At 69.9% G+C, this 19,422-nt stretch carries 20 protein-coding genes and 2 pseudogenes; 8 read left to right on the top strand and 14 right to left on the bottom strand.

What is annotated here, in order from left to right; all coding sequences use genetic code 11:
- Positions 1-18: 18 nt before the first annotated feature.
- From G7085_RS26375 to G7085_RS14185, 8 genes are all read right to left on the bottom strand, one after another.
- On the bottom strand, positions 19-705 hold the full coding sequence (locus G7085_RS26375; RefSeq protein WP_231979534.1) for an Ig-like domain-containing protein: 687 nt from the start codon (positions 703-705) through the stop codon (positions 19-21).
- A complete protein-coding gene (locus G7085_RS14220) occupies positions 630-1,535 on the bottom strand; it encodes a hypothetical protein (protein WP_197511488.1) in 906 nt (301 codons plus the stop codon). The genes G7085_RS26375 and G7085_RS14220 overlap by 76 nt, the downstream gene beginning before the upstream one ends.
- Positions 1,496-1,966: an Ig-like domain-containing protein gene (locus G7085_RS30555; RefSeq protein ID WP_331715998.1), complete on the bottom strand. Its 471-nt coding sequence runs from the start codon at positions 1,964-1,966 to the stop codon at positions 1,496-1,498. Before G7085_RS30555 ends, G7085_RS14220 begins: the two co-directional genes overlap by 40 nt.
- 347 nt (positions 1,967-2,313) lie before the next feature.
- Entirely contained in the window at positions 2,314-2,913 is a 600-nt protein-coding gene (locus tag G7085_RS14205; RefSeq protein ID WP_197511486.1) for an Ig-like domain-containing protein, read from the bottom strand.
- Between the two features lie 218 nt (positions 2,914-3,131).
- Complete coding sequence (locus G7085_RS14200) at positions 3,132-5,039, bottom strand: Ig-like domain-containing protein (protein WP_197511485.1); 1,908 nt, start codon at positions 5,037-5,039, stop codon at positions 3,132-3,134.
- A complete protein-coding gene (locus tag G7085_RS14195; RefSeq protein ID WP_197511484.1) occupies positions 4,991-6,142 on the bottom strand; it encodes a hypothetical protein in 1,152 nt (383 codons plus the stop codon). The genes G7085_RS14200 and G7085_RS14195 overlap by 49 nt, the downstream gene beginning before the upstream one ends.
- Positions 6,143-6,363: 221 nt before the next feature.
- Complete coding sequence (locus tag G7085_RS14190) at positions 6,364-7,326, bottom strand: MalY/PatB family protein (RefSeq protein ID WP_197511483.1); 963 nt, start codon at positions 7,324-7,326, stop codon at positions 6,364-6,366.
- A 174-nt stretch (positions 7,327-7,500) separates the two neighbouring features.
- Positions 7,501-8,607 (bottom strand): hypothetical protein, encoded by a 1,107-nt coding sequence (locus G7085_RS14185; protein WP_197511482.1) that lies wholly within the window; start codon positions 8,605-8,607, stop codon positions 7,501-7,503.
- Between the two features lie 384 nt (positions 8,608-8,991).
- Between G7085_RS14185 and ileS the strand changes: the two genes are divergently transcribed.
- The 3 genes from ileS to G7085_RS14170 all read left to right on the top strand — a co-directional run bounded on the left by ileS (position 8,992) and on the right by G7085_RS14170 (position 13,276).
- Complete coding sequence (gene ileS, locus G7085_RS14180; protein ID WP_197511481.1) at positions 8,992-12,126, top strand: isoleucine--tRNA ligase; 3,135 nt, start codon at positions 8,992-8,994, stop codon at positions 12,124-12,126.
- 125 nt (positions 12,127-12,251) lie between these two features.
- Positions 12,252-12,707 carry a hypothetical protein gene (locus tag G7085_RS14175; protein ID WP_197511480.1) on the top strand — a complete coding sequence of 152 codons (456 nt, stop codon included), beginning with the start codon at positions 12,252-12,254 and terminating at the stop codon, positions 12,705-12,707.
- A complete protein-coding gene (locus G7085_RS14170) occupies positions 12,647-13,276 on the top strand; it encodes an LCP family protein (RefSeq protein WP_197512890.1) in 630 nt (209 codons plus the stop codon). Before G7085_RS14175 ends, G7085_RS14170 begins: the two co-directional genes overlap by 61 nt.
- A gap of 6 nt (positions 13,277-13,282) precedes the next feature.
- On the opposite strand, the gene G7085_RS26370 is transcribed toward G7085_RS14170, so the two are convergent.
- From G7085_RS26370 to G7085_RS14155, 5 genes and pseudogenes are all read right to left on the bottom strand, one after another.
- Complete coding sequence (locus G7085_RS26370) at positions 13,283-13,576, bottom strand: hypothetical protein (RefSeq protein WP_231979533.1); 294 nt, start codon at positions 13,574-13,576, stop codon at positions 13,283-13,285.
- Positions 13,577-13,614: 38 nt separating this feature from the next.
- The gene (locus tag G7085_RS26365; RefSeq protein WP_331715678.1) at positions 13,615-14,094 is read right to left on the bottom strand and encodes a Gfo/Idh/MocA family protein; all 480 of its coding nucleotides are present in this window, start codon (positions 14,092-14,094) and stop codon (positions 13,615-13,617) included.
- Between the two features lie 13 nt (positions 14,095-14,107).
- The gene (locus tag G7085_RS26360) at positions 14,108-14,287 is read right to left on the bottom strand and encodes a hypothetical protein (RefSeq protein ID WP_231979532.1); all 180 of its coding nucleotides are present in this window, start codon (positions 14,285-14,287) and stop codon (positions 14,108-14,110) included.
- Positions 14,288-14,405: 118 nt separating this feature from the next.
- Positions 14,406-15,059, bottom strand: a complete 654-nt coding sequence (locus G7085_RS14160) for a class I SAM-dependent DNA methyltransferase (RefSeq protein WP_231980424.1) — start codon at positions 15,057-15,059, stop codon at positions 14,406-14,408.
- Between the two features lie 84 nt (positions 15,060-15,143).
- Positions 15,144-15,478 (bottom strand): annotated as a pseudogene (locus tag G7085_RS14155) (DUF480 domain-containing protein); the annotation flags it as partial.
- A gap of 187 nt (positions 15,479-15,665) precedes the next feature.
- Between G7085_RS14155 and G7085_RS14150 the strand changes: the two are divergent.
- A pseudogene (locus G7085_RS14150) lies at positions 15,666-16,939 on the top strand (aspartate kinase).
- Between the two features lie 380 nt (positions 16,940-17,319).
- Here the strand turns inward: G7085_RS14150 and G7085_RS32740 are convergent.
- The gene (locus G7085_RS32740; RefSeq protein WP_197511477.1) at positions 17,320-17,691 is read right to left on the bottom strand and encodes an ROK family protein; all 372 of its coding nucleotides are present in this window, start codon (positions 17,689-17,691) and stop codon (positions 17,320-17,322) included.
- 346 nt (positions 17,692-18,037) lie between these two features.
- Here G7085_RS32740 and G7085_RS14140 point away from each other — a divergent pair, with 346 nt between their 5' ends.
- From G7085_RS14140 to G7085_RS14125, 4 genes are all read left to right on the top strand, one after another.
- The gene (locus G7085_RS14140; protein WP_197511476.1) at positions 18,038-18,433 is read left to right on the top strand and encodes a hypothetical protein; all 396 of its coding nucleotides are present in this window, start codon (positions 18,038-18,040) and stop codon (positions 18,431-18,433) included.
- Between the two features lie 124 nt (positions 18,434-18,557).
- The gene (locus tag G7085_RS14135; RefSeq protein WP_197511475.1) at positions 18,558-18,980 is read left to right on the top strand and encodes a hypothetical protein; all 423 of its coding nucleotides are present in this window, start codon (positions 18,558-18,560) and stop codon (positions 18,978-18,980) included.
- On the top strand, positions 18,947-19,159 hold the full coding sequence (locus G7085_RS14130; RefSeq protein WP_197511474.1) for a hypothetical protein: 213 nt from the start codon (positions 18,947-18,949) through the stop codon (positions 19,157-19,159). Before G7085_RS14135 ends, G7085_RS14130 begins: the two co-directional genes overlap by 34 nt.
- Positions 19,114-19,422 carry a hypothetical protein gene (locus G7085_RS14125; RefSeq protein ID WP_197511473.1) on the top strand — a complete coding sequence of 103 codons (309 nt, stop codon included), beginning with the start codon at positions 19,114-19,116 and terminating at the stop codon, positions 19,420-19,422. The genes G7085_RS14130 and G7085_RS14125 overlap by 46 nt, the downstream gene beginning before the upstream one ends.

Raw genomic sequence — 19,422 nt, 5'->3', positions numbered from 1 at the left:
GCCACGGCACTCCGTTGCTCAGGCCGGAGACCGTGCAGGTGTTCGCGGCACAGGCGCCGGTGACGGAGTCGCGGCCCGGAGAGGTTGCGATGGCGCGTGCGCCGATGATCTTCGCCCCGCCGTCGCCCGTCGAGCGGTACTGGACGGTGATCTGGCCGTCACGCACCTCCTCATCGGTCGAGTAGGGGTGAGCGGGGCGCCCGGCCTGTCGCGGACCTGCGCCATGATCGACCCGGTCACCTGACGGTTGGGGTCGCCGGTGGCGTCGTTGACGTAGTAGTTCGCGGTGAACGGGCCGTGCCATCCCGCGGCAAGCGTCACCGACACCATGCCACGGGCCGCGTCGGTGACCGTGACGGAACCGCCCGGGCTCGTCGCGCGGGCGCTCAGCAGCGTCACGGACTGGTCGCCGAGCAGGTGCGAGGTGTCGTTGCCCGTCACCTGGAGGTCGTAGCGTTGCCCCGCCACTGCGTTCTCGATCACGTCGGGCTTCACGGTGATGGTGGGCCGGGTCGAGGCGGTGACCTCCACGCGGACGGTGAAGGGCAACTCGCCGTCGCGCGCGTCGATCACCACGCCTCGCAGCTGCTTCCAGCTACCCGGGGTTGCCTTGACGCCTGCGCTCGCCGTCAGGATCTCCCCGTTGGACGACCACTGGATCTGGCCGTCGCCGCCCGCCTCCTGGAGCTGGCCCTTGATGACCATGGAGTTCCGGTCGCCGTCCGGGTCGCGGAACAGGGTGAGCAGGTTGAGGGAGCGCGGCTCCTCGCCGGCTCCCACCTCGAGCCTCGGGTTGGCGACCTGGAGCTCCGGCGGAAGGTTGATGTTCTCGTCAGGCCCGGTGTTGGAGGTCCCTCCCCGGTCGCGGCGGGCAGCACCTCGAGCGGGATGGAGATGACGGCGCTCCTGCCGGTCTTGTCGCTGGGGTTGGCAACCTTGTCGCGCACCTCGAACACCAGCGAGGCAGGGCCGGCGAAGGTCCGGTCGGCCGTGTAGCGGATCCTGCTCTCACCGTCGGGGCCAGCGTCGGCTCCGTTGGTGGCCCAGATGTTGTCGGCCGTGATGAGCTCGAGGCTGCGTCCCTGGGTGCCGCGCACGTACTCGTTGATGTCGATGATGAACGTCTGACCCGCCGTGGGCTTCAGTTCGAGTTCGGGGTCGATCAGCGCGGGAACGATGTCGTTGGTGCCGGGCACGATCACGATGCCGCTGGACCGCGCGCCGTCGCTGTCGATGACGAGGTAGCGAACCTGCTGGAGGTACTCCTTGACGGGGACGGTCAACCTGGTGCCGGACTCGTCGACGCGGGCTCCGTCCTCCCCCTCGACCGCGTCCGCGACCTCGATGCGCAGATCGCTCTTCGCACCGTCGGGATCGAAGTCGTTCAGGAGCGGATCGAGTTCGACGAAGCGCTGGTCGATGATGCCCGACAGTGGCACCGAGTCGTCGCGGGCGACGGGGGCGATGTTCGGGGCGGCCTCGTCGACCTCGATGATCAACTGCCCGTAGGCCTGCTCGCCGCGGCTGTCCTGCACCGAGTAGGTGCCGGCGTAGGTGCCGGGCTCGTTCGGGAGGTGAGCACCACCTCGTTCTCGACGACCTCGGCCACGATGCCGGCGTCCATCTCGATGGCCGCCTCGGAGGTGTAGCCGACCGAGTCGCCGTCCGCGTCGTAGTCGTTGCGCAGAGCGGCGATCTGCACGGGCCTTCCGGGGCGCACGGTGATCTGGTCCTGCATCGCCACGGGCTTGGTGTTCTCCGCGCTCTGCGGTGCGACGCCGACGCGGACCTCACCGACTCCGAGCTCGCCGTGCGAGTCGATCACCTGGTACTTGAAGGTGTCTGTGCCACGGCCGCCCTGGAACGCCTCGTAGGTGAGGTACTCCTCGCCGACGGAGGTGATCCGGCCGAGCTGGGGGCCGCTGGCCAGCCCGACGAGCCGGACGGCGTCGCCGTTGGCGTCGATGCCGCTCAGCGGGATGGGATGCGGGTCTCGGTGCCCGCGAGGACCCGCTCGATGACGGGCTCAGGCGCCGGTGCCGTGTTGGGGCGTCCTCCGAGACGACCTCGACGGCGATGGTGCCGGGCGCGCTTCCACCGCGCGAGTCGACGGCGGTGTAGCCGATGTTGGTGACGCCACCCGGCGCGCCCGCGGGGACGCTGATCCGCACGCGGTCGCCGTCGATCCACGCGCGTTCGCCCAGCGTGTGGTCGCTCAACTCCCGAGGGACAGGTCGAGCCCGACGGGCGAGGTGTCGTTGGCCAGCGGTGAGACCGCAGCGGTCGTTCCCGCCCGGATCGGGATCCGGTCGGTCACCGCGATGGGGTGCCGGAGCCGGTGTCGGTCGGGATGACGGTGATCTTGCCCGCGACCGGGTTGTGGCCGTTGGAGATCCAGTAGGTGAAGGTGACGGGTTGCTGCAGGTCGTGGCGCGCGCTGATCGTCATCCGGTGCCTGCGCTCCATCACCACCTGCAGCGACTCCGGCGCGTCGAACGTCTGCACCACGAGCACCTCGCCGTTGGGGTCGGTGTCGTTGAGCAGCGGGTCGAGCACGACGGTTCCGCCGAGCGGCAGGAGCGCGACGTCCTGGGCGGCGACGGGGAGGCCGGACACATTCTCGCCGCGCACGTCTATGCGCACCACGCCGGTCACCTTCACGCCGTCGACGATGTCGTAGGGCACGTAGTAGGTGCCTGGCTTCTGCGCGGTGAATGTGAAGGCACCCTCGCGGAGGTTGACGTCGAGCTGGCAGTCGGCGCAGTCCTCGGTGGGGCCGACCTGGGTGAGGGTGGGGCGGGTGCCGACGTCGTTGGCGAGGGGCTCGACCTGGACGGGTGAGCCGACCTTCGCGGTGGCGAAGTCGCCGTTGGCCGTGGGAGCGACCGGGTCCTCGACGACGTTGACCAGCAACTCGTCCTGCGTCTCGGCCTGCCCATCGGAGACGATGAGGTGGATCTTCTTCTGTCCGGTCGCGAGGCCGACATCAATGAACTCGATGGTGCCGTCCGGGGTGAAGGTGAGGATGTCCTGCGACCCCTGATCGAGCCACGCCCCCTTCAGGAGGATCGGGTCGCCCTCCGGGTCGCGCCAGTCCAGCAGGAGGCGCTGCTTGAGCTCGGTGCCCGACTTCAGCTCGATCGGGCGGTGCCCACCCGGCTTGTCCGACTTGCGGGCGGGCTGTTGCCTGCCCGCATGTCGGAGGGATGCACCGTGACCACGACGGTGGCGGTGCTGGTGCCCTGGCGCCCGTCGTTGATGGTGTAGTCGAAGACGAACTGGTCGGCCTTCGCGTCGGGGGAGATGGTGATCTGCAGCCCCGCCCCGTCACGGATCGGCTCGAGCGTCGCCCCGTTGAGCACGGTCTTCGTCGAGATGGTGAGCACGTCCCCGTCGGGATCGGAGTCGTTGTCGAGCACGTTGAGTACCGTCGAGGTGCCCACGCGCGCGCCGAGAGCGTCGTCGTTGGCCTTCGGGGCCAGGTTGTCGGGCGACCGGTCGGGCTGGACGTTGATCTCGCTGCCGTTGGGGCTGGTGGGGTCGTCGTCGTCGGCGGGGACGACGCCCTCCCAGTCCTCCGGACGGATGACGAACATGTCCTTGTCGACGAGCCAGACGGTGCCGTTGGACTGGTCGTTCAGCGCGACGACGCCGCGGTTGACGTGGAAGGCGAAGTCGGTGCCGTCGGAGGTGATCGAGCCGATGTCCTCGCGGTGGGCGTCCTTCCCGACGCACCTGCGCACAAAGACACCGGTGGTGTCGGAGACCCCGGCCGCGTAGACGCACTCCCCGACCTGGACCGGCGCGACGGGCGCGAGGTCGATGCGACCGGACAGCGACACCTGTCCGTCCTTGGTGAGGGCGTTGAGGCCTGCGGCGTTGGCGTAGATGGCGAGGATCCCGTCCTCACCGCGCAGCGCGTGGGGTGCGGGCGCCATCAGGCGGGCACTCCCGGCGTCGGAGACCGGGTACGCCTGGGGCATGCCCTCGACCCAGATCCGTTTGGAGGAGTGGTCGAGCACGACCGCCTTGTCTCCGACGGCAGACATGCTGACGACGGCGTCCGCATCGAGCTTGAACGGCAGGTCGACCGTGGCGGTGGCCTCGCCGTCGGGTCGCACCAGGCGTGAGGCGCCGACGTCGAGGCCGATCACATCGCCGGTGGCGGTGAGGGTGGCGACGCCTCCCTCACCCACCTCGGTCTGGGGTTTCGTCTGCTCGTAGTCGAGGGCGAGCATGTCGGGGACGGTGCCCGACCAGGTGGCGCCGGACTCGCCGCCCACCACGAGGAGCCTGTCACCGACCAACTGGACCATCGAGTTGGATGGCAGCGCGGTCGTCGAGCCCGAGATGTTGCGTGCCGCGTCGAACGGCACGAGGGAGTCGGACTGCGGGAGGTACATCAGCACCTCGTCGGCGTTCTGCAACACCTCGGCCCGCTGTTCGCCGAGCTGGGACGCATTGGCGAGTTGCCTGATCTGGGAGTTGACGGTGCCGATCAGCTCCGAGTCGCGTTTGACGACGTGGACGAACCCGTCGTCGAGCAGCACGTCCGCCTCCACGAGGCCGGGGCTGAGGTAGGCGGCCACGCCGAGCGCGACGGCGAGTCCGCCGACGATCAGGCCCTGCCACGAGCGACGCAGGAACCGTCCGGTCAGTCGCAGCGAACGCGCGGAGTTCTTCTCACCCGACAAGGGCTGTCCAGCCTTCCAGTCAGCCGCGGGCGGCTCGATGCGGAGCGACACGCCGTCGCCGAGATCGAGCACGGTGCCGAGCTCGACCTGCACGGACGCGCCGTCGCGCAGGGTGAACGGCGGCTCGCCGACCGGCAGAACGGTGGTGCCGTTGGTCGAGTGGAGGTCGGTGACGTGGACGTTCCAGTCGCGGGTGGTGACGAGGAGGTGGTTGCGCGAGATGTCACTGCTAGGGCTCGGGACACGCAGCAGGTCCGACCCGGAGGGCCCCTTGCCCGCGTCGGGCGCGCGACCGATCACGACCCCGCTGACGATGTCGATGAAGTCGCCCTGGTTGGTGTGCACACCCGCGAGCAGCGGCCGGCGGATGAGCCGCGGGTTCGAGGAGTCGACCGGAGCCTTGCAGATCCGGCAGGCCCGTGAGCCAGGGGCATTGGCGTGGCCGTTGGCGCATGGCACGGCCAGCACCTGCGGCCCTGGAGCTGTTCGGGCTGCGGGGCCGGCTTGTGGGTGGCTGCGAGTCCCGTGGAGAAGATGGTGCCGCCGGCGTCATCGTCGATCTCGCCGAGCCTCGGCGGCACCACGACGGGGGCCTGCCGCTCCGGCGCGGGCGCGGCCGGGGCCGGGATGGCGGGTGCCCCGACCGGGGCGCGAGGGAACGGCGATGGCGCCGGGGTCGGTCGAGTCGTCGAGCGAGGGGCTGAGGCCGGGTATGGGCGCCCCGATCCCGTCGTCCGCGAAGACGTCGCCGACCAGGGTCTCGTCGTGGTTCCCCTCCTCCGGCGACGGTTCCTCGACCGCGGGAACCTCGGGCTCCTCCATCGCGGGTACCTCGGGCTCCTCCACCGCGGGAGCCTCGATGGCCCCCACCTCTTCGACGGGCCGTTCGTCCTCGACGTGCGGTTGCCGGACGGGCTCTCCCGGCTCGTCGGTGGAGAACGCCGGGAGCTCGGCCGCGAACTCGTCGGCAGGCCCGGCGATGGCCTCGACGACCTCCTCCGCAGCGGCAACGTGTCCTTCGGGGCGGCGGCTGCCATCTCGGCCTGACGCACGCGCGGCCGGACGCCGAGCACGGGCACCTTGGGGAGCGCGCCGAGCTGTTCGTAGCTCGGGAAGCGCACCAGCGCCTCGGGGTCGGTCGTGAGATAGATCGCCGACGCCGACGCTGCCCCGACGACCAGCGGCAGCTGGAGCACCTCGTCGTCGTCGACCGGCTCGAGGTCGATGCGCAGGTGGCGCTCGCCGCCGAGGTTCGCCTCGCGCCAGGTCAGCGTCCCCTGGCCCTCGAGTGCGACCTCGCCGGACGCGGTGTCGACCATCCGGACCGCACCGCGGGTGAGGCCGTGCAACCCCTCCGCGTCCCAGAAGAATGCGCCGAGATCGGGCATCGCGTCGAGGCCGACGTCGGCGACGAGCCGCATCAGGGCGTCGACCGAATCGGCGGCCACGATGCCGTCCCACAGGACATTGACCAGCCTCGATGCCCGCGCCGGGGCGGGAGCATCACAACCAGCATCGTCGGGCCGGAGAGCACCAGCCAGTTCCCGGGCGTGTAGGTCACTCGCCAGGCGGCAATCGGTAGCGTCATCCGTCCTCCTCCGGGTTGGCACTAGGGAGAAGGGTACGAGGTGAGCGGGTCGTTTCCTAGCCAGGAGGGTTTGCTGGACCCCTATCCGGCGACGGAGTCGGCCATCCGGCGGACCGCCTCCTCGATGATCTCGTGCGAGGTGGCGAGGTTGACCCGGACGAACGAGGCGGTCTCCTGGGCGAACTCGGAACCGAAGTTGAACCGCACCCTTCCGACCCGGTGGAAGTGCTCACCGGGGTTACTCAGGCCGAGGGGCGAGCAGTCGACCCACGCAAGGTAGGTTCCCTCGGACGGCGAGTGGTCGATCTCCGGCAGGTGCCTGCGCAGCAGGTCGGCGAACAGAGCCTTGTTGCCCGCGATCTCCGCCGATGCCTCCGCAAGCCACCCACGCCCGTGGGTCAGCGCCGCGCTGTGGGCGAGCACGCCGAAGTAGCTCGCGCCGTCGGAGACCATCGGCCGCAGATTGGCCCGGATGCCCGCATCGCCGATGATGAGTCCGCTCTTGAGCGCGGCGAGGTTGAACGACTTGGACGCCGACGTGACGATGACCGCGTTACCCGCGCCCTCCACCGCCAGGTACGGCACGTGGGCGGAACCGGCGAGCGGGGCGTGGATCTCATCGGAGATGACGGCGACGTTGTACTGGGCGGCCATCTGCGCCACGGCCTCGAGCTCGGCGCGGGTGTGGATCGTGCCCTCGGGGTTGTGGGGTGAGCAGAGCAGGAACGCGGCCGGCCGCTGGGTGCGGAAAGCCTCCTCGAGCCCCTCCACATCGAGCCGCCCGTCCACCATGGGTACCTCGATGATCCGACGGTCGTGCGAGACGCCGCGGAATGGTGGGTAGATCGGCGGGTTGATCACCACACCGTCGCCCGGCCGGCTCACCGCCTCCAGCGCGTCGCGCATGCCGGTGACCACATCGGTGACCAACGTCGCGTCGGCCGGGTCGAACGTCCATCCCCACTGCCACTGCGCGAAGTCGGACATGGCCTCCTGGTAGGCGGGCAGTTCCGGGTAGCCGGTGTCGCCCTGTCGGAGCGCCAACTCGAGCCGCTCCCGGACCGCGGGGCGAGGGCAGCATCCATCTCGGCCACGAACATCGGCAGCACGTCGGGCTCGAACCGGCGCCACTTGATGCTGCCGCGCTGCCGGAGGTCGGAGAGGGGGATGTCGAAGATGGCCATGGCCACCATCCTCCATCCCCGCCTTCCGGGTCTGTCAGCGGCCCATCAGCGTGACGAGCTTGTGCAGGAACTTGAGGTACTCGTCGACCCGGTCGGGCGCGATGGGCCCGTCGGTGATGACGGCCGCCACATCGTGCTCGATCCACAGCTGTTCGAACCGCGGCACGAACGGCTCCCCCATCACCTTCCAGATGGCTGGCGTCAGCGCCGCCCTCGCGCTGTCCTCCGAATCGGAGGTGACGCGCCACCGCGCGTCGAAGTCCGCGTCACCCACCTCGATGTCGCCGCTGCCCACCAGCTCGGTGAGGATGGCGTCGTCGAGCGTGACGCGCACGGCCTCATGGTCGACGCCGGGCTTGCGCACGCACACCACCTGTCGGATGGCCGCTTCGCCGCCGGTGCCGCTCACGGTGCGCCAGCCGAAGCACGGCAGGTCGCCGAAGCGGCCCGCGAACGCGTCGATGTACCGCCCTCCCTGCACCGGGCCGCGATGGAACCGTTCGGCGATCTCCCTGCCGTTCGGGAAGTGCAGCCAGCCCCGCCGGGTCGCCCACCGTGCCCACTCGTTGTCGGTCGACGCCGCGAGCGCGGGTGGGGCGGGTGTGGAAGCGGGCACCCGGAGTGGTAGCTGGCCCGCGGGCCGCGGCGGGGCCGGGCGCGGGACGATGCGTAGCAGTGCCGGGTCGGGCCTGAGTGCGTTGAGAACGCGCGTCGGCATCGTGTCCACGAGCCTGCGGAGCAGATGCAGGTACCTGTCCAGCGCGGTGGCCGAGACGTCACCGCGGGCGCTCAGCAGGACGGCGTCGCGCTCCACCCAGATCTGCGAGAAGTCGGGCTTCAGGCCGGTCAGCACCTCCTGCATCGCCGGGCCGATCAGGTCACGGGCGAAGGCCGGGTTCCTGGCCACGACCTGCCAGTAGAGGTCGAAGACCGGGTCGATCGGGACGGTGGGGGCGTCGCCCGCGAGGCCAGCCTCCATGAGCGTCAACTCCGGGAAGTTGATTCCCGGCAGCCGGACGGCCACCACGTAGAGGGGTCCGTCGGGGTCGGAACCGGCGGCTGCCTGGAACCCGAAGACGGGCAGCCCGCCGAGGGTGCCCGACCAGCCGGAGAGCAGCTCGCGGTCGCCGCCTTCGAACATCTCCCCCGTCGGAAGACGCCCCGCAGCGCGGGCCACGGTGTGTGGACGCTCATGTTCCGCTCGCGTGCCCAGCCCTCGATCTCGCCCTGTGTCACCTTCGTCCCTCCTCAGATGACTCCATGGTGCCAGTCCCAGGGTGCCCCGGACATCCCACCGCGGTCGTCGACGGGTTGAGTCGGCCTTGACCCACGTCGCATAATGGTCCCGCACCGCAAGGCGTCGAAGGGCCATCACCCCGGAGCTGCCGGAAGAACGACGGGCCACGGCCCGTCCATTAGACCCGGCCGCGGTGCACGAACAAGTGGGGCGCACGTCGCCCAAGGAGGGTGGTACCGCGGGCCCCGGCTCGTCCCTTCAGTAGGGATACCGCAAGAAGGGCAACCGATGACCACCTCACCCGGCTACCGCGCCGTTCCCGCGCAGGTCGACTTCCCGGCGCTGGAGCACGACATCCTGAAGCTGTGGGCCGAACGCGGCACGTTCGACGAGTCGCTGCGCCGCACCGCGGGCGGCACCCCGTGGACGTTCTACGAGGGCCCGCCGACCGCCAACGGGATGCCTGGCACGCATCACATCGAGGCGCGCGTCTTCAAGGACATGTTCCCCCGCTACAAGACGATGAACGGCTACCACGTGGAGCGGAAGGCCGGCTGGGACTGCCACGGCCTGCCCGTCGAGCTCGCCGTCGAGAAGGAACTGGGCTTTTCCGGCAAGGCCGACATCGAGGCATACGGCGTGGAGGCGTTCAACGCGAAGTGCCGCGAGTCGGTGCTGCGCCACGTCGACGCCTTCACCGAGCTCACCGAGCGGATGGGCTACTGGGTCAACATCGAGGACGCCTACGTCACGATGGACGCCTCCTACGTCGAGTCGCTGTGGTGGGCGCTGAAGCAGATCCACGACAAGGGCCTCCTCGAGGAGGACTACCGGGTCGCTCCCTACTGCCCCCGCTGCGGCACCGCGCTCTCCGACCACGAACTGGCGCAGGGATACGAGGAGGTGGTCGACCCGTCGATCTACGTGCGGTTCCCGCTGACCTCCGGCCCGCTCGCCGGCGCCGTCGACCTGCTCGTGTGGACGACGACGCCGTGGACGCTCGTGTCGAACACCGCCGTCGCGGTGCACCCCGACGTCACGTACCGGGTCGCGAGCCACGCCGACCAGAAGCCCCTACTGATCGCCGAGCCCCTCGCCGACAAGGTGCTCGGCGAGGAGTGGACGCTGGGTGAGGCGTTCACGGGCCGCGAGCTGGAGCGCTGGACCTACCGGCGGCCACTCGAGTTGGTCGACTTCCCCGAGCCGGCCCACTTCATCGTGCTGGCCGACTACGTCACCACCGAGGACGGCTCCGGCCTCGTCCATCAGGCGCCCGCCTTCGGCGAGGATGACATGGCTGTGTGCCGCGCGTACGGGCTGCCGTTCGTGAACCCGATCCGCAAGGACGGCACGTTCGAGGAGGACCTCGGTCTGGTCGGTGGGCGGTTCTTCAAGGACGCCAACGACCCGATCGTGGCCGACCTCGCCGCCAGGGGCCTGCTGTTCCGCAAGCTGGACTACTCGCACACCTACCCGCACTGCTGGCGCTGCCACACGCCGCTGCTCTACTACGCCATGCCGTCGTGGTACATCCGCACCACCAAGATCAAGGAGCGGATGCTCTCGGAGAACGAGGCCACCGCGTGGCACCCCGAGTCGATCAAGCACGGCCGCTTCGGCGACTGGCTGAACAACAACATCGACTGGGCGCTGTCGCGCAGCCGCTACTGGGGAACGCCGCTGCCGATCTGGCGCTGCGAGGACGACCACCAGGTGTGCGTCGGCTCCCGCGCCGAGCTCAGTGGGCTGACCGGCTCCGATCAGAGCGCGCTCGACCCGCACCGTCCTTACGTGGACGACATCGTGTTCGCCTGCCCGACGTGCGGCAGGGAGTCGCGCCGGGTGCCCGAGGTGATCGACGCGTGGTTCGACTCCGGCTCGATGCCGTTCGCGCAGTGGGGCTACCCGCACGCCGAGGGCTCGAAGGAGCAGTTCGCCGACCGCTACCCGGCCGACTTCATCTGCGAGGCGATCGACCAGACCCGCGGCTGGTTCTACTCGCTGATGGCCGTCGGCACGCTGGTGTTCGACGAGTCGAGCTACCGCAACGTCGTGTGCCTCGGCCACATCCTCGCCGACGACGGCCGCAAGATGAGCAAGCACCTCGGCAACGTGCTCGAGCCGATCCAGCTGATGGACAGGCACGGCGCGGACGCGGTGCGCTGGTTCATGGCCTGCTCGGGGTCGCCGTGGTCGGCCCGCAGGGTCGGCGACCAGACCATCGGCGAGACCGTCCGCAAGGTGCTGCTCACGTACTGGAACACCGTCGCGTTCCAGTCGTTGTACGCCCGCGCCGCCGACTGGACGCCGTCCGGGGAGGCCCCGCCGGTGGAGGACCGCCGCATCCTCGACGTGTGGCTGACGTCGGCGACGCAGCAGCTGGTCGCCGAGGTGACGCACGCGCTCGACAACTACGACACGCAGCGCTACGGCACCGCCCTCGCGTCGTTCATCGACCACCTGTCGAACTGGTACGTGCGCCGCTCGCGTCGCAACTTCTGGGCCGGTGACGAGGGCGCCCTGTGGACTCTGCACGAGACCCTCGACACGCTGACCAGGCTGCTCGCGCCGATCATGCCGTTCGTCACCGAACGCGTGTGGCAGGACATGTTCCATGCCGCCGACCCCGATGGCCCCGACTCGGTGCACCTCGCGGCGTGGCCGAAGGCTGACGGGTCGCTCATCGTCCCCGCACTGTCGGAGGCCATGGACCTGACCCGCCGCACCGTCGAGCTCGGGCGCGCCGCGCGCGCGGAGTCGAAGGTGAAGGTCCGTCAGGCGCTGGGCCGGATGCTGGTGCCGACGGCCATCTTCGAGAAGCTGTCACCCGAGCTGCAGCAGGAGATCCGCTCCGAGCTGAATGTCGAGGCGATCGAGTCGTTCGCCTCCGCTGGCGACGTCGTCGACTACTCGGCGAAGGGCAACTTCCGCAACCTCGGCAAGCGGTTCGCGAAGCGCACACCGCTCGTGGCCAAGGCCATCGCCGAGTTGGACGCGGCCTGGCTGTCGTCCGAGCTCCGCCGGGTCGGGAGGGCCGTGATGGAGTTCGAGGGTGAGCAGGTCGAGCTCGGGCCCGACGACGTGATCGTCTCCGAGCGACCCCGCGAGGGCTGGTCGGTGGTCAACGAGCAGGGTGAAACGGTCGCGCTCGACCTTGAGCTCACCCCCGAGCTGATCAGGTCCGGGCAGGCACGCGAGGTGATCCGTTTCGTGCAGGAGGCACGTAAGCGGGCGGGCCTCGAGGTGTCCGACCGGATCCGGATCGTCCTCGAGGCGGCCCCCGAGCTCGCCGAGGCGATCGCCGTGCACCGCGACCTGATCGCGGCCGAGGTGCTCGCCGTGGAGCTGCTGCAGGACGAGGTGGACGCCCCCACCGATGAGGACCCCGACCTCGACCTGCGGCTGAGGCTCACGAAGGCCTGAGCAGGATGTTTAGGGGGGCCGCCGGCTGGCTGCCCCCTACCATCCCTGCGGCGGGAGGAGCACTCCGGGGCTGTAGGTGGTGGTAGGGCGCATCCGACCGGAGTGCCAGCCCTATGCTTCGTCCCATGAGCGAACTCACAGGCGACGAGGGCACCGGTGGCGACCCCACCGAGACGAAGACGGCCCGGCGCCGCAACCGCTGGCTCCTGTTCACCGTCCTCGGCACGCTCACCGCAGTGCTGCTCGCGGCCGTGGGGGTCGTCGCGTTCTACAGCAAGACGGCCTACGACGCGCTCGACAACATCAACCGCGAGCCCACGATCATGCCGACCGGCACCAACCGTCCCCCGACGGTCGCACCGGTGCCGGGCCAGGAGCACGCGCCGATCAACATCGTGCTGATGGGCAGTGACACCCGCGGAGCAGAACGCGGGCGCTCCGACGTGCTGCAGCTCCTGCACGTCTCGGGCGATCGCACACAGGTCTATCTCATGAGCCTCCCCGCGACTCCTGGGTCGACATCCCCGGCCGCGGCAAGGCGAAGATCAACGCCGCCTACTCGTGGGGCGGGCCGGCGCTGACGGTGGAGACCATGGAGCAGCTCCTCAAGGTGCCGATGGACCACACGGCCATCATCGACTTCGAGGGCTTCGTCAACGTGATCGACACCCTCGGCGGCGTCACAGTCGTCAACCGGGAGGCATCCAGCAGCAACGGGTTCACCTTCCCGAAGGGTGAGATCACGCTCACCGGCGCAGAGGCGCTGGTCTTCGTGCGGGAGCGTAAGAACCTCTCCGATGGTGACTTCGGGCGCGCCGCACGGCAGCGTGACGTCATCCAGGCGGTCATCACGGAGTTGGTCTCGGCCGGCACGGTCTCCGACCCGATCAAGTTCCGCAACTCCGTCACAAAGCTCGGCTCGAACTTCACCGTTGACGCGGGCCTCACCAACGATGTGATCGTCGACCTCGGTTGGCAACTGCGCAACTTCAGCCCCTCGGAGATGCACTCCTTCAAGCTCCCGACGGCCGGGTTTGCCACGTCCAGCGACGGTCAGTCCATCGTCCTCGTGGACGAGGCGAAACTCACGCAGCTGCAGGAGGCGCTCCGCACCGACACCCTGGACGAGTTCTACGCGACGCTCAGCTGACCGGCATCAACCGTGCGGGCGCAACTCCGGCAGGTCCTGCTCGCGGTGGTACACCCCGGACTGCCGCAGGCACGCCTCGAGCACCCGCATCACCTCAAGCGTGTCGCTGAGCGGCATGGTCGGCGACTGCCGATCGCCAGCGGCGATCCGCTTCGTGGCTTCCGCGAACTCGTGGCTGTATCCGCGGCCTGAGGGCACGGCCTCGATCACCCGCGGCAGCACCCCGGTGCGGTGGATCGTGATGACGGAGGGGTGGTGGAAGCGGGGCTCGATCTCGATCCAGCCCTTCGTGCCGACCACCACCATCCGGCCGGGGCCGGGACCGTCGAACCCACAGGTCAGGGAGGAGAGCCCGCCCCGATGTGGGCCAGGGTGATCGATGCGGCCTTTTCGACACCGGTCGGGTAGAGCCGCGTCATGCAGTCGATGCCCTTGACGTCGCCGAGGAACATCTGGGCCAGGTTGACGAGGTAGACGCCGAGGTCGAGGATCGCTCCCCCGCCGAGCCCCTTGTCGAAGAGGCGGTGCCCCTCCTGGTACTCACGGAACGCGTAGAGGTCGCCCTGGACGGCGATCACATCGCCGATCCTGCCCCAAGCCACCACCTCACGGGCGGCGCTGATCACAGGCAGGAACCGGGTCCACATGGCCTCCATGGCGAAGACTCCGGCCTCCGTCGCGGCCTGGGCCACCTGCTGCGCGCCGACGAGCGTGGCCGTGAATGCCTTCTCGACGAGAACCGCCTTCCGGTGGGCGATGGCAGACAACGCGATGTCGCGGTGCTGCGGATGCGGGGTGGCGATGTAGATGGCGTCCACGTCAGGGATGCGATCATCTCCAGGTAGCTCCCGAACGCCTCGGGATCCCGTGGTGGGCCGCGAAGACGTCGGCCTTGTGCTGGGAGCGTGAGGCGATCGCGACGAGGCTGGCGCCGGGGACGAACTGGAAGTCGCCCGCAACAGAGCCCGCGATGGATCCTGCTCCGACTATTCCCCAGCGCACCGTGCTCATGCCAAGAGCCTAATGGTGGGAGGCGTCCTCCGCCCGGGGTTCCGGCGGATGGCCCGAGGCCCGCCGGCGCTAGTCGGTGGCGGGCCGCTGGGCCAGGATGAACAGCCGGTCGCGGTCGTCACCGATCTCGACGTAGGTCTCGATCTCGACCAGGCCGGCCGACTCGACGGTGGCTCGCACGTGCGCCGGGTCGTGCCGCACCCAGGGCGTGGACACCTCGTGTCCGAGCCACTCCTCGGTCGTCTCGAAGGCTGCCCCGCGTGCAGGGCCAGCGCGAGCACCCCTCCTCGTCGAGCAGGTTGGCGAGGTAGGCGACCTGCTGGGCCACCTCGCTGGGCGCGTAGTGGACCATCGAGTACCAGGCCGTGATCGCGCCCCAGCCCGACGCGGCGGGCGGGCGGAGCAGGCGGCGCTGGTCGGCGGTCTCGAACCGGAGGTCGGGGTGCGCCCTGCGGGCGACCTCGACCATCTCCGGGGAGAAGTCGTAACCGGTCACGTCACCGCCGCGCCTCGCGAGGTACGCGGTGGAGGCTCCGGTGCCCGAGCCGACATCGGCGATCGGCCGCTCCCAGGCCAGCTCGACGACCCGGTCGAGCAGCCAGCGCTCCAACGGTCGCTCATCCAGGCGCGTCGCGAGCTCCTCCTGGTAGGCGTCGGCCACCGCGGCGTAGGTCTCCCGGACCAGCGCGTCCCGCTCCGCCGTCCCGGAGGCGAGCACCTCCTCGCGGTCCACCTCGGCCACCGGGCCGGCGGGTCGCGGGAGGTCTCCCATCCGGTGTGCCCAACGGGTGTCCTGCTGCCCTGCCCTGCGTGGCAGCTCCTCGACCAGCGGCTCCTCGCGGGCGGCCATCCGCGTCAGGCAGGCCTCGACCTCGGCCCGGTCGCCGAACCCGAAGAGGCGGTCCGTGCGGGTCTTCAACTCGCCGGGGCCTGCGCGCCGCGCAGCAGGAGAACCGTCAGCAGCGCGCGCTCATCGGCGGCGAGGGCGAGGACCTCGGAGGCCACCTGGGCGTACTTGAGGGTGCGCCTGCCGTGGTCGGCCCACGTCACGCCCGCGAGATGCTTGTCCTTCAGCGACCGGATGGCGTCCTGGATGGTGCGTTCGTCGTAGTCGACGACGGGTTCCCGGCTGCTGGACTGGTTGCAGGCGGTGCGGAGCGCGTTGAGCGTCAGCGGGTAGTTGCCCGGCACCGTGGTCTCCTTCTCGAGGAGGCACCCGAGCACGCGTTGTTCTTCGGCAGTGAGTTTCGGCAACACACGACGACGCTACACCGGAAAGCCCGCCCACCCGGCCCTGGGCCCGGGTTCGTGTCGGCGGACGGGTCGCCCCGGTGCGCGCCGAAGAACTAGACTCGACGAGGTTTCCTTGGAGGTTTGCATGGGTCGCATCGTTCAGAAGTTCGGCGGATCGTCGGTGGCGGACGCCGCCTCGATCAAGCGGGTCGCGCGGCGGATCGCCCGCACCCGCGGCGAGGGTCACGACGTCATCATCGTGATCTCGGCCATGGGCGACACCACCGACGAGTTGATGGATCTGGCCCTCAAGGTGTCGCCGCACCCGAAGTCGCGCGAGCTGGACATGCTGCTGACCACCGGCGAGCGCCAGTCCGCGGCCCTGCTCGCGATGGCGCTGTCGGACCTCGGCGTCGAGGCCGTCTCCTACACCGGTTCGCAGGCCGGGTGATCACCACCCCGACCCACGGCAATGCCCGCATCATCGACATCACCCCCGGCCGGGTGGAGCGGGCCCTCGATGAGGGCAACGTCGCGATCGTCGCCGGCTTCCAGGGCGTCGCGCAGACCACGAAGGACGTCACGACGCTCGGCCGCGGCGCATCCGACACCACCGCGGTCGCCCTCGCCTCCGCCCTCGGCGCCGACTACTGCGAGATCTACTCCGACGTCGACGGCGTCTACACCGCGGATCCCCGGATCGTGCCGTCGGCCCGCCACATCCGCGAGATCGGCTACGAAGACATGATGGAGATGGCAGCGTCGGGCGCCAAGATCCTCCACCTGCGGTGCGTCGAGTACGCCCGCCGCGAAGGGGTGCCCGTCCACGTGCGCTCCTCGTTCACCGACAAGCCAGGCACCTGGGTCAAGGACCAGGCCGAGATCACCAAGGACGACACCATGGAAGAAGCCATCATCACCGGCGTCGCGCACGACCGCGGCGAGGCCAAGATCACCGTGGCGGGCGTTCCCGACCGCGTCGGCGAGGCCGCCCGCATCTTCAGGGCGGTCGCAGACGAACAGCTCAACATCGACATGATCGTGCAGAACATCTCGCGGCTGAGCGACGTGAAGACCGACATCTCGTTCACCCTCCCCATGGCCGACGGCTCCCGCGCCATCGAGGCGCTGGAGGCGATCCGCGACCAGGTCGGCTTCGACGAGCTCCTCTATGACGACCAGATCGGCAAGGTCTCGGTGGTCGGCGTCGGCATGCGCTCACATCCCGGCGTCTCCGCGACCTTCTTCGATGCGCTCGCCAAGGCCGACGTGAACCTGCAGATGATCTCCACCTCCGAGATCCGGATCTCCGTGATCGTCGGCGCCGACGATGTGGACCGCGCCGTGCGTGCCGCGCACTCCGCGTTCGGGCTCGACGCCGACGGGCAGGCCACCGTCTACGCAGGCACCGGTCGCTGACCCTGCGGACCTGTCGGATCGGGAACGGGTCAGTCCACCTGGGCTGACCGTTCCCAGGCCCAGATGGCCGCCCCGTGCAGGGGCGCCGCACCCCGAGCTGCCCGCGCAGCAGCGGGACCGACTGCTGCACATCGATCAGCTCTTCCCGTAGGTGGCGCTCCAGCGACTCCCACCAGATCGGGTCCGTGTCCGTCCCACCCCACACACGACGACTCCATCGGGGTCGAGGACGGCGACGGCCGCAGCGATCCCTCGCCCGAGCGCCGCCGCAGACTCGACGACCGCCCGGATCGCGTGGGGTTCACCCTGCCGGGCCCGGACCGACACGTCGAGGCCGGTGGTGGCCCTCAGATCGCCGCCGAGCCAGTGGTAGTGGGCGATCAGCCCGCCCCACAGCCGATCGCCTCCAGGTGGCCGGGCCATCCACAGCTGCAGGTCAGATGCGCCGCTCCGACGACGGGCACGTGCCCCAGCTCGCCCGCGGCGCCCGTCCGGCCGCGCCGCACCTCCCCGCCGAGGACAACGGACGCCCCGATGCCGGTGCCGACCGCCACGACGAGCACATCGGTGATCCCCCGAGCGGCGCCCCTGCACAACTCGCCGAACGCATAGGCGTCGACGTCGTTCTGCACATGCACCGGTGGCAGGTAGCCCAGCACCGCGACCAGCGCCCTCCCGGCATCCACGGCGACGTCAGTGCCGGTCCAGCCCGTGATCGCCCTCGTCGAGGACCTGACCTGTCCCGTGGCCACATCGACGACACCCTTGCTCGCAACCCGACCGCGACCACCTCCGTGCCCGCGAGCTCGTCCGCGAGCTGGCCCACGACCCGCTCGATGGTGTGGAACACCGCCGTCGGCCCCTGGGAGCCCGGCGTCGGGGCCGTCGCGATGCGTCCCATCGTGCCGTCGCGTGAGACGAGGGCCGCGGCGACCTTCGTGCCCCGATGTCAATGGCGAGAACGGCGTCGGTCACCGGCACCTCCCTTGAAGTGTGGGCATCGCCCGCGCGCTTCGTCGGGGCGGGTCGCGCCAACACTACATGCCACGGGCCCCTCGCCGCCACAGCCGTCCGGGCCTACCCTGCCGTGCCGTAGGGTTGGATGTCCGAGGAGGACCAGATGACGCCGTTCAGCCGCAGGACCATGCTGTCCGCGCTCGCCGTCGCGCCCCTGGCCGCCTGCACCAGCGACCCGCTCCCACCGGGCCCCTCCCGACGGCGAGCCCCAGCCCGACCGCCTGGCCGGGCCGCCCCGGCGACCTGACCTCCATCGACGCCGTCGTCTTCGACGGGGCGTTCGACCCCGGCTACCTCCGGCTCGCCGCCGACCGGCTCACCGAGCTGCATCCCACCGTGACCACGACCATCACACCCGTCACCGACGTGAAGGCGCAGGTGGGCGATCGGTTCGTCGAGGGGCCACCCCACCGGACCTGCTCGACAACTCCGGGGCGGACCAGCTCGCCATCGGCGAGATGGTCGAGTCGTTCCTGACCCTCGACGACGTGATCGACGCGCCGAACGGTGCCGGGGTACCGATCTCCGAGACCCTCTACGCGAGCGCGCTCGCCCCGGCATCGTCAATGACCGTCTCATCGCGCTCCACTACGGGTTGTCGGTGTACGGGATCTGGCACTCGGCGGCCACCTTCGCGTCACAGGGATGGGCCGTGCCGACCGTCTGGGACGAGATGTTCGAGCTCGGCGAGAAGGCCCGCTCGCTCGACACCTTCCTGTTCGTCTGGGGCGACGATGCGGCGCACTACTACCAGGAACTCGCCATCAGTTCCGCGATCAAGGAGGGCGGCGACGAGGTGCGGCTCGCCCTGGACAACCTCGAGGAGGGGGCTGGCAGTTGCCGGCCATGTTGCGGGTGCTCGAGGCCATGGAGACCTGCGTCGGGTCGGGCTTCGTGCTGCACGGCGGGCCATTCCTCGACGCGCAGGCCGAGTGGTCCGGGAACCGGCGCGCCCTCTTCTATCCGTCGGGTTCCTGGATCGCGCACGAGATGGCCGGCCGCACCGCCGACGGCTTCGAGATGACCGCCGCCCCCGTCCCCACACTCACGACCTCACCGACCCTGCCGCCGGCGGCAATCCACTCCACCCCGACCGAGGCCTTCCTGGTGCCGGCATCGGCGGCCAACCCCGAGGGGGAAAGGCACTGCTGCGGGCGATGCTCGAACCCGAGGTGGCGCAGGAGTTCACCCGCACCAACCTGATCCCCACCGTGGTGCGCAACTCCGTACCCACCGACCTCAGGTCGAGCGCGCTCGACTCCCAGACGCGGCTGCTGGCCGACGCGGGCGACGCCGTCTTCACGTGGCGGTTCGCCGACTACTACGGCCTCGCGCCGGCCCAGGGGGTGCTGTGGGCGCAGTTCCTATCGGCGCAGCTGACGGCCGCCTCGCTGGCGGAGCAGCTTCAGGCCCTGAGCGACCGGGTCCGCAACGACCCGACGGTCGAGCGCTACACCGCCACCTGA

Source organism: Tessaracoccus coleopterorum, assembly GCF_011174705.1.
Classification (GTDB): Bacteria; Actinomycetota; Actinomycetes; order Propionibacteriales; family Propionibacteriaceae; genus Arachnia; species Arachnia coleopterorum.
The sequence above is the reverse complement of the archived record's forward strand: the minus strand, read 5'-3'. Positions and strand labels throughout refer to the sequence as shown.

Excerpts from the sequence above, each read along its gene's own strand:
- G7085_RS26360 (WP_231979532.1), bottom strand. The coding sequence starts at position 14,287 with ATGAGCACGGTGCGCTGGGGAATAGTCGGAGCAGGATCCATCGCGGGC.
- G7085_RS14175 (WP_197511480.1), top strand. The coding sequence starts at position 12,252 with ATGAGCGAACTCACAGGCGACGAGGGCACCGGTGGCGACCCCACCGAG.
- G7085_RS14130 (WP_197511474.1), top strand. The coding sequence starts at position 18,947 with ATGGCCGGCCGCACCGCCGACGGCTTCGAGATGACCGCCGCCCCCGTC.
- ileS (WP_197511481.1), top strand. The coding sequence starts at position 8,992 with ATGACCACCTCACCCGGCTACCGCGCCGTTCCCGCGCAGGTCGACTTC.
- G7085_RS26375 (WP_231979534.1), bottom strand. The coding sequence starts at position 705 with ATGGTCATCAAGGGCCAGCTCCAGGAGGCGGGCGGCGACGGCCAGATC.
- G7085_RS14125 (WP_197511473.1), top strand. The coding sequence starts at position 19,114 with ATGCTCGAACCCGAGGTGGCGCAGGAGTTCACCCGCACCAACCTGATC.
- G7085_RS14185 (WP_197511482.1), bottom strand. The coding sequence starts at position 8,607 with ATGTTCGAAGGCGGCGACCGCGAGCTGCTCTCCGGCTGGTCGGGCACC.
- G7085_RS14160 (WP_231980424.1), bottom strand. The coding sequence starts at position 15,059 with ATGGGAGACCTCCCGCGACCCGCCGGCCCGGTGGCCGAGGTGGACCGC.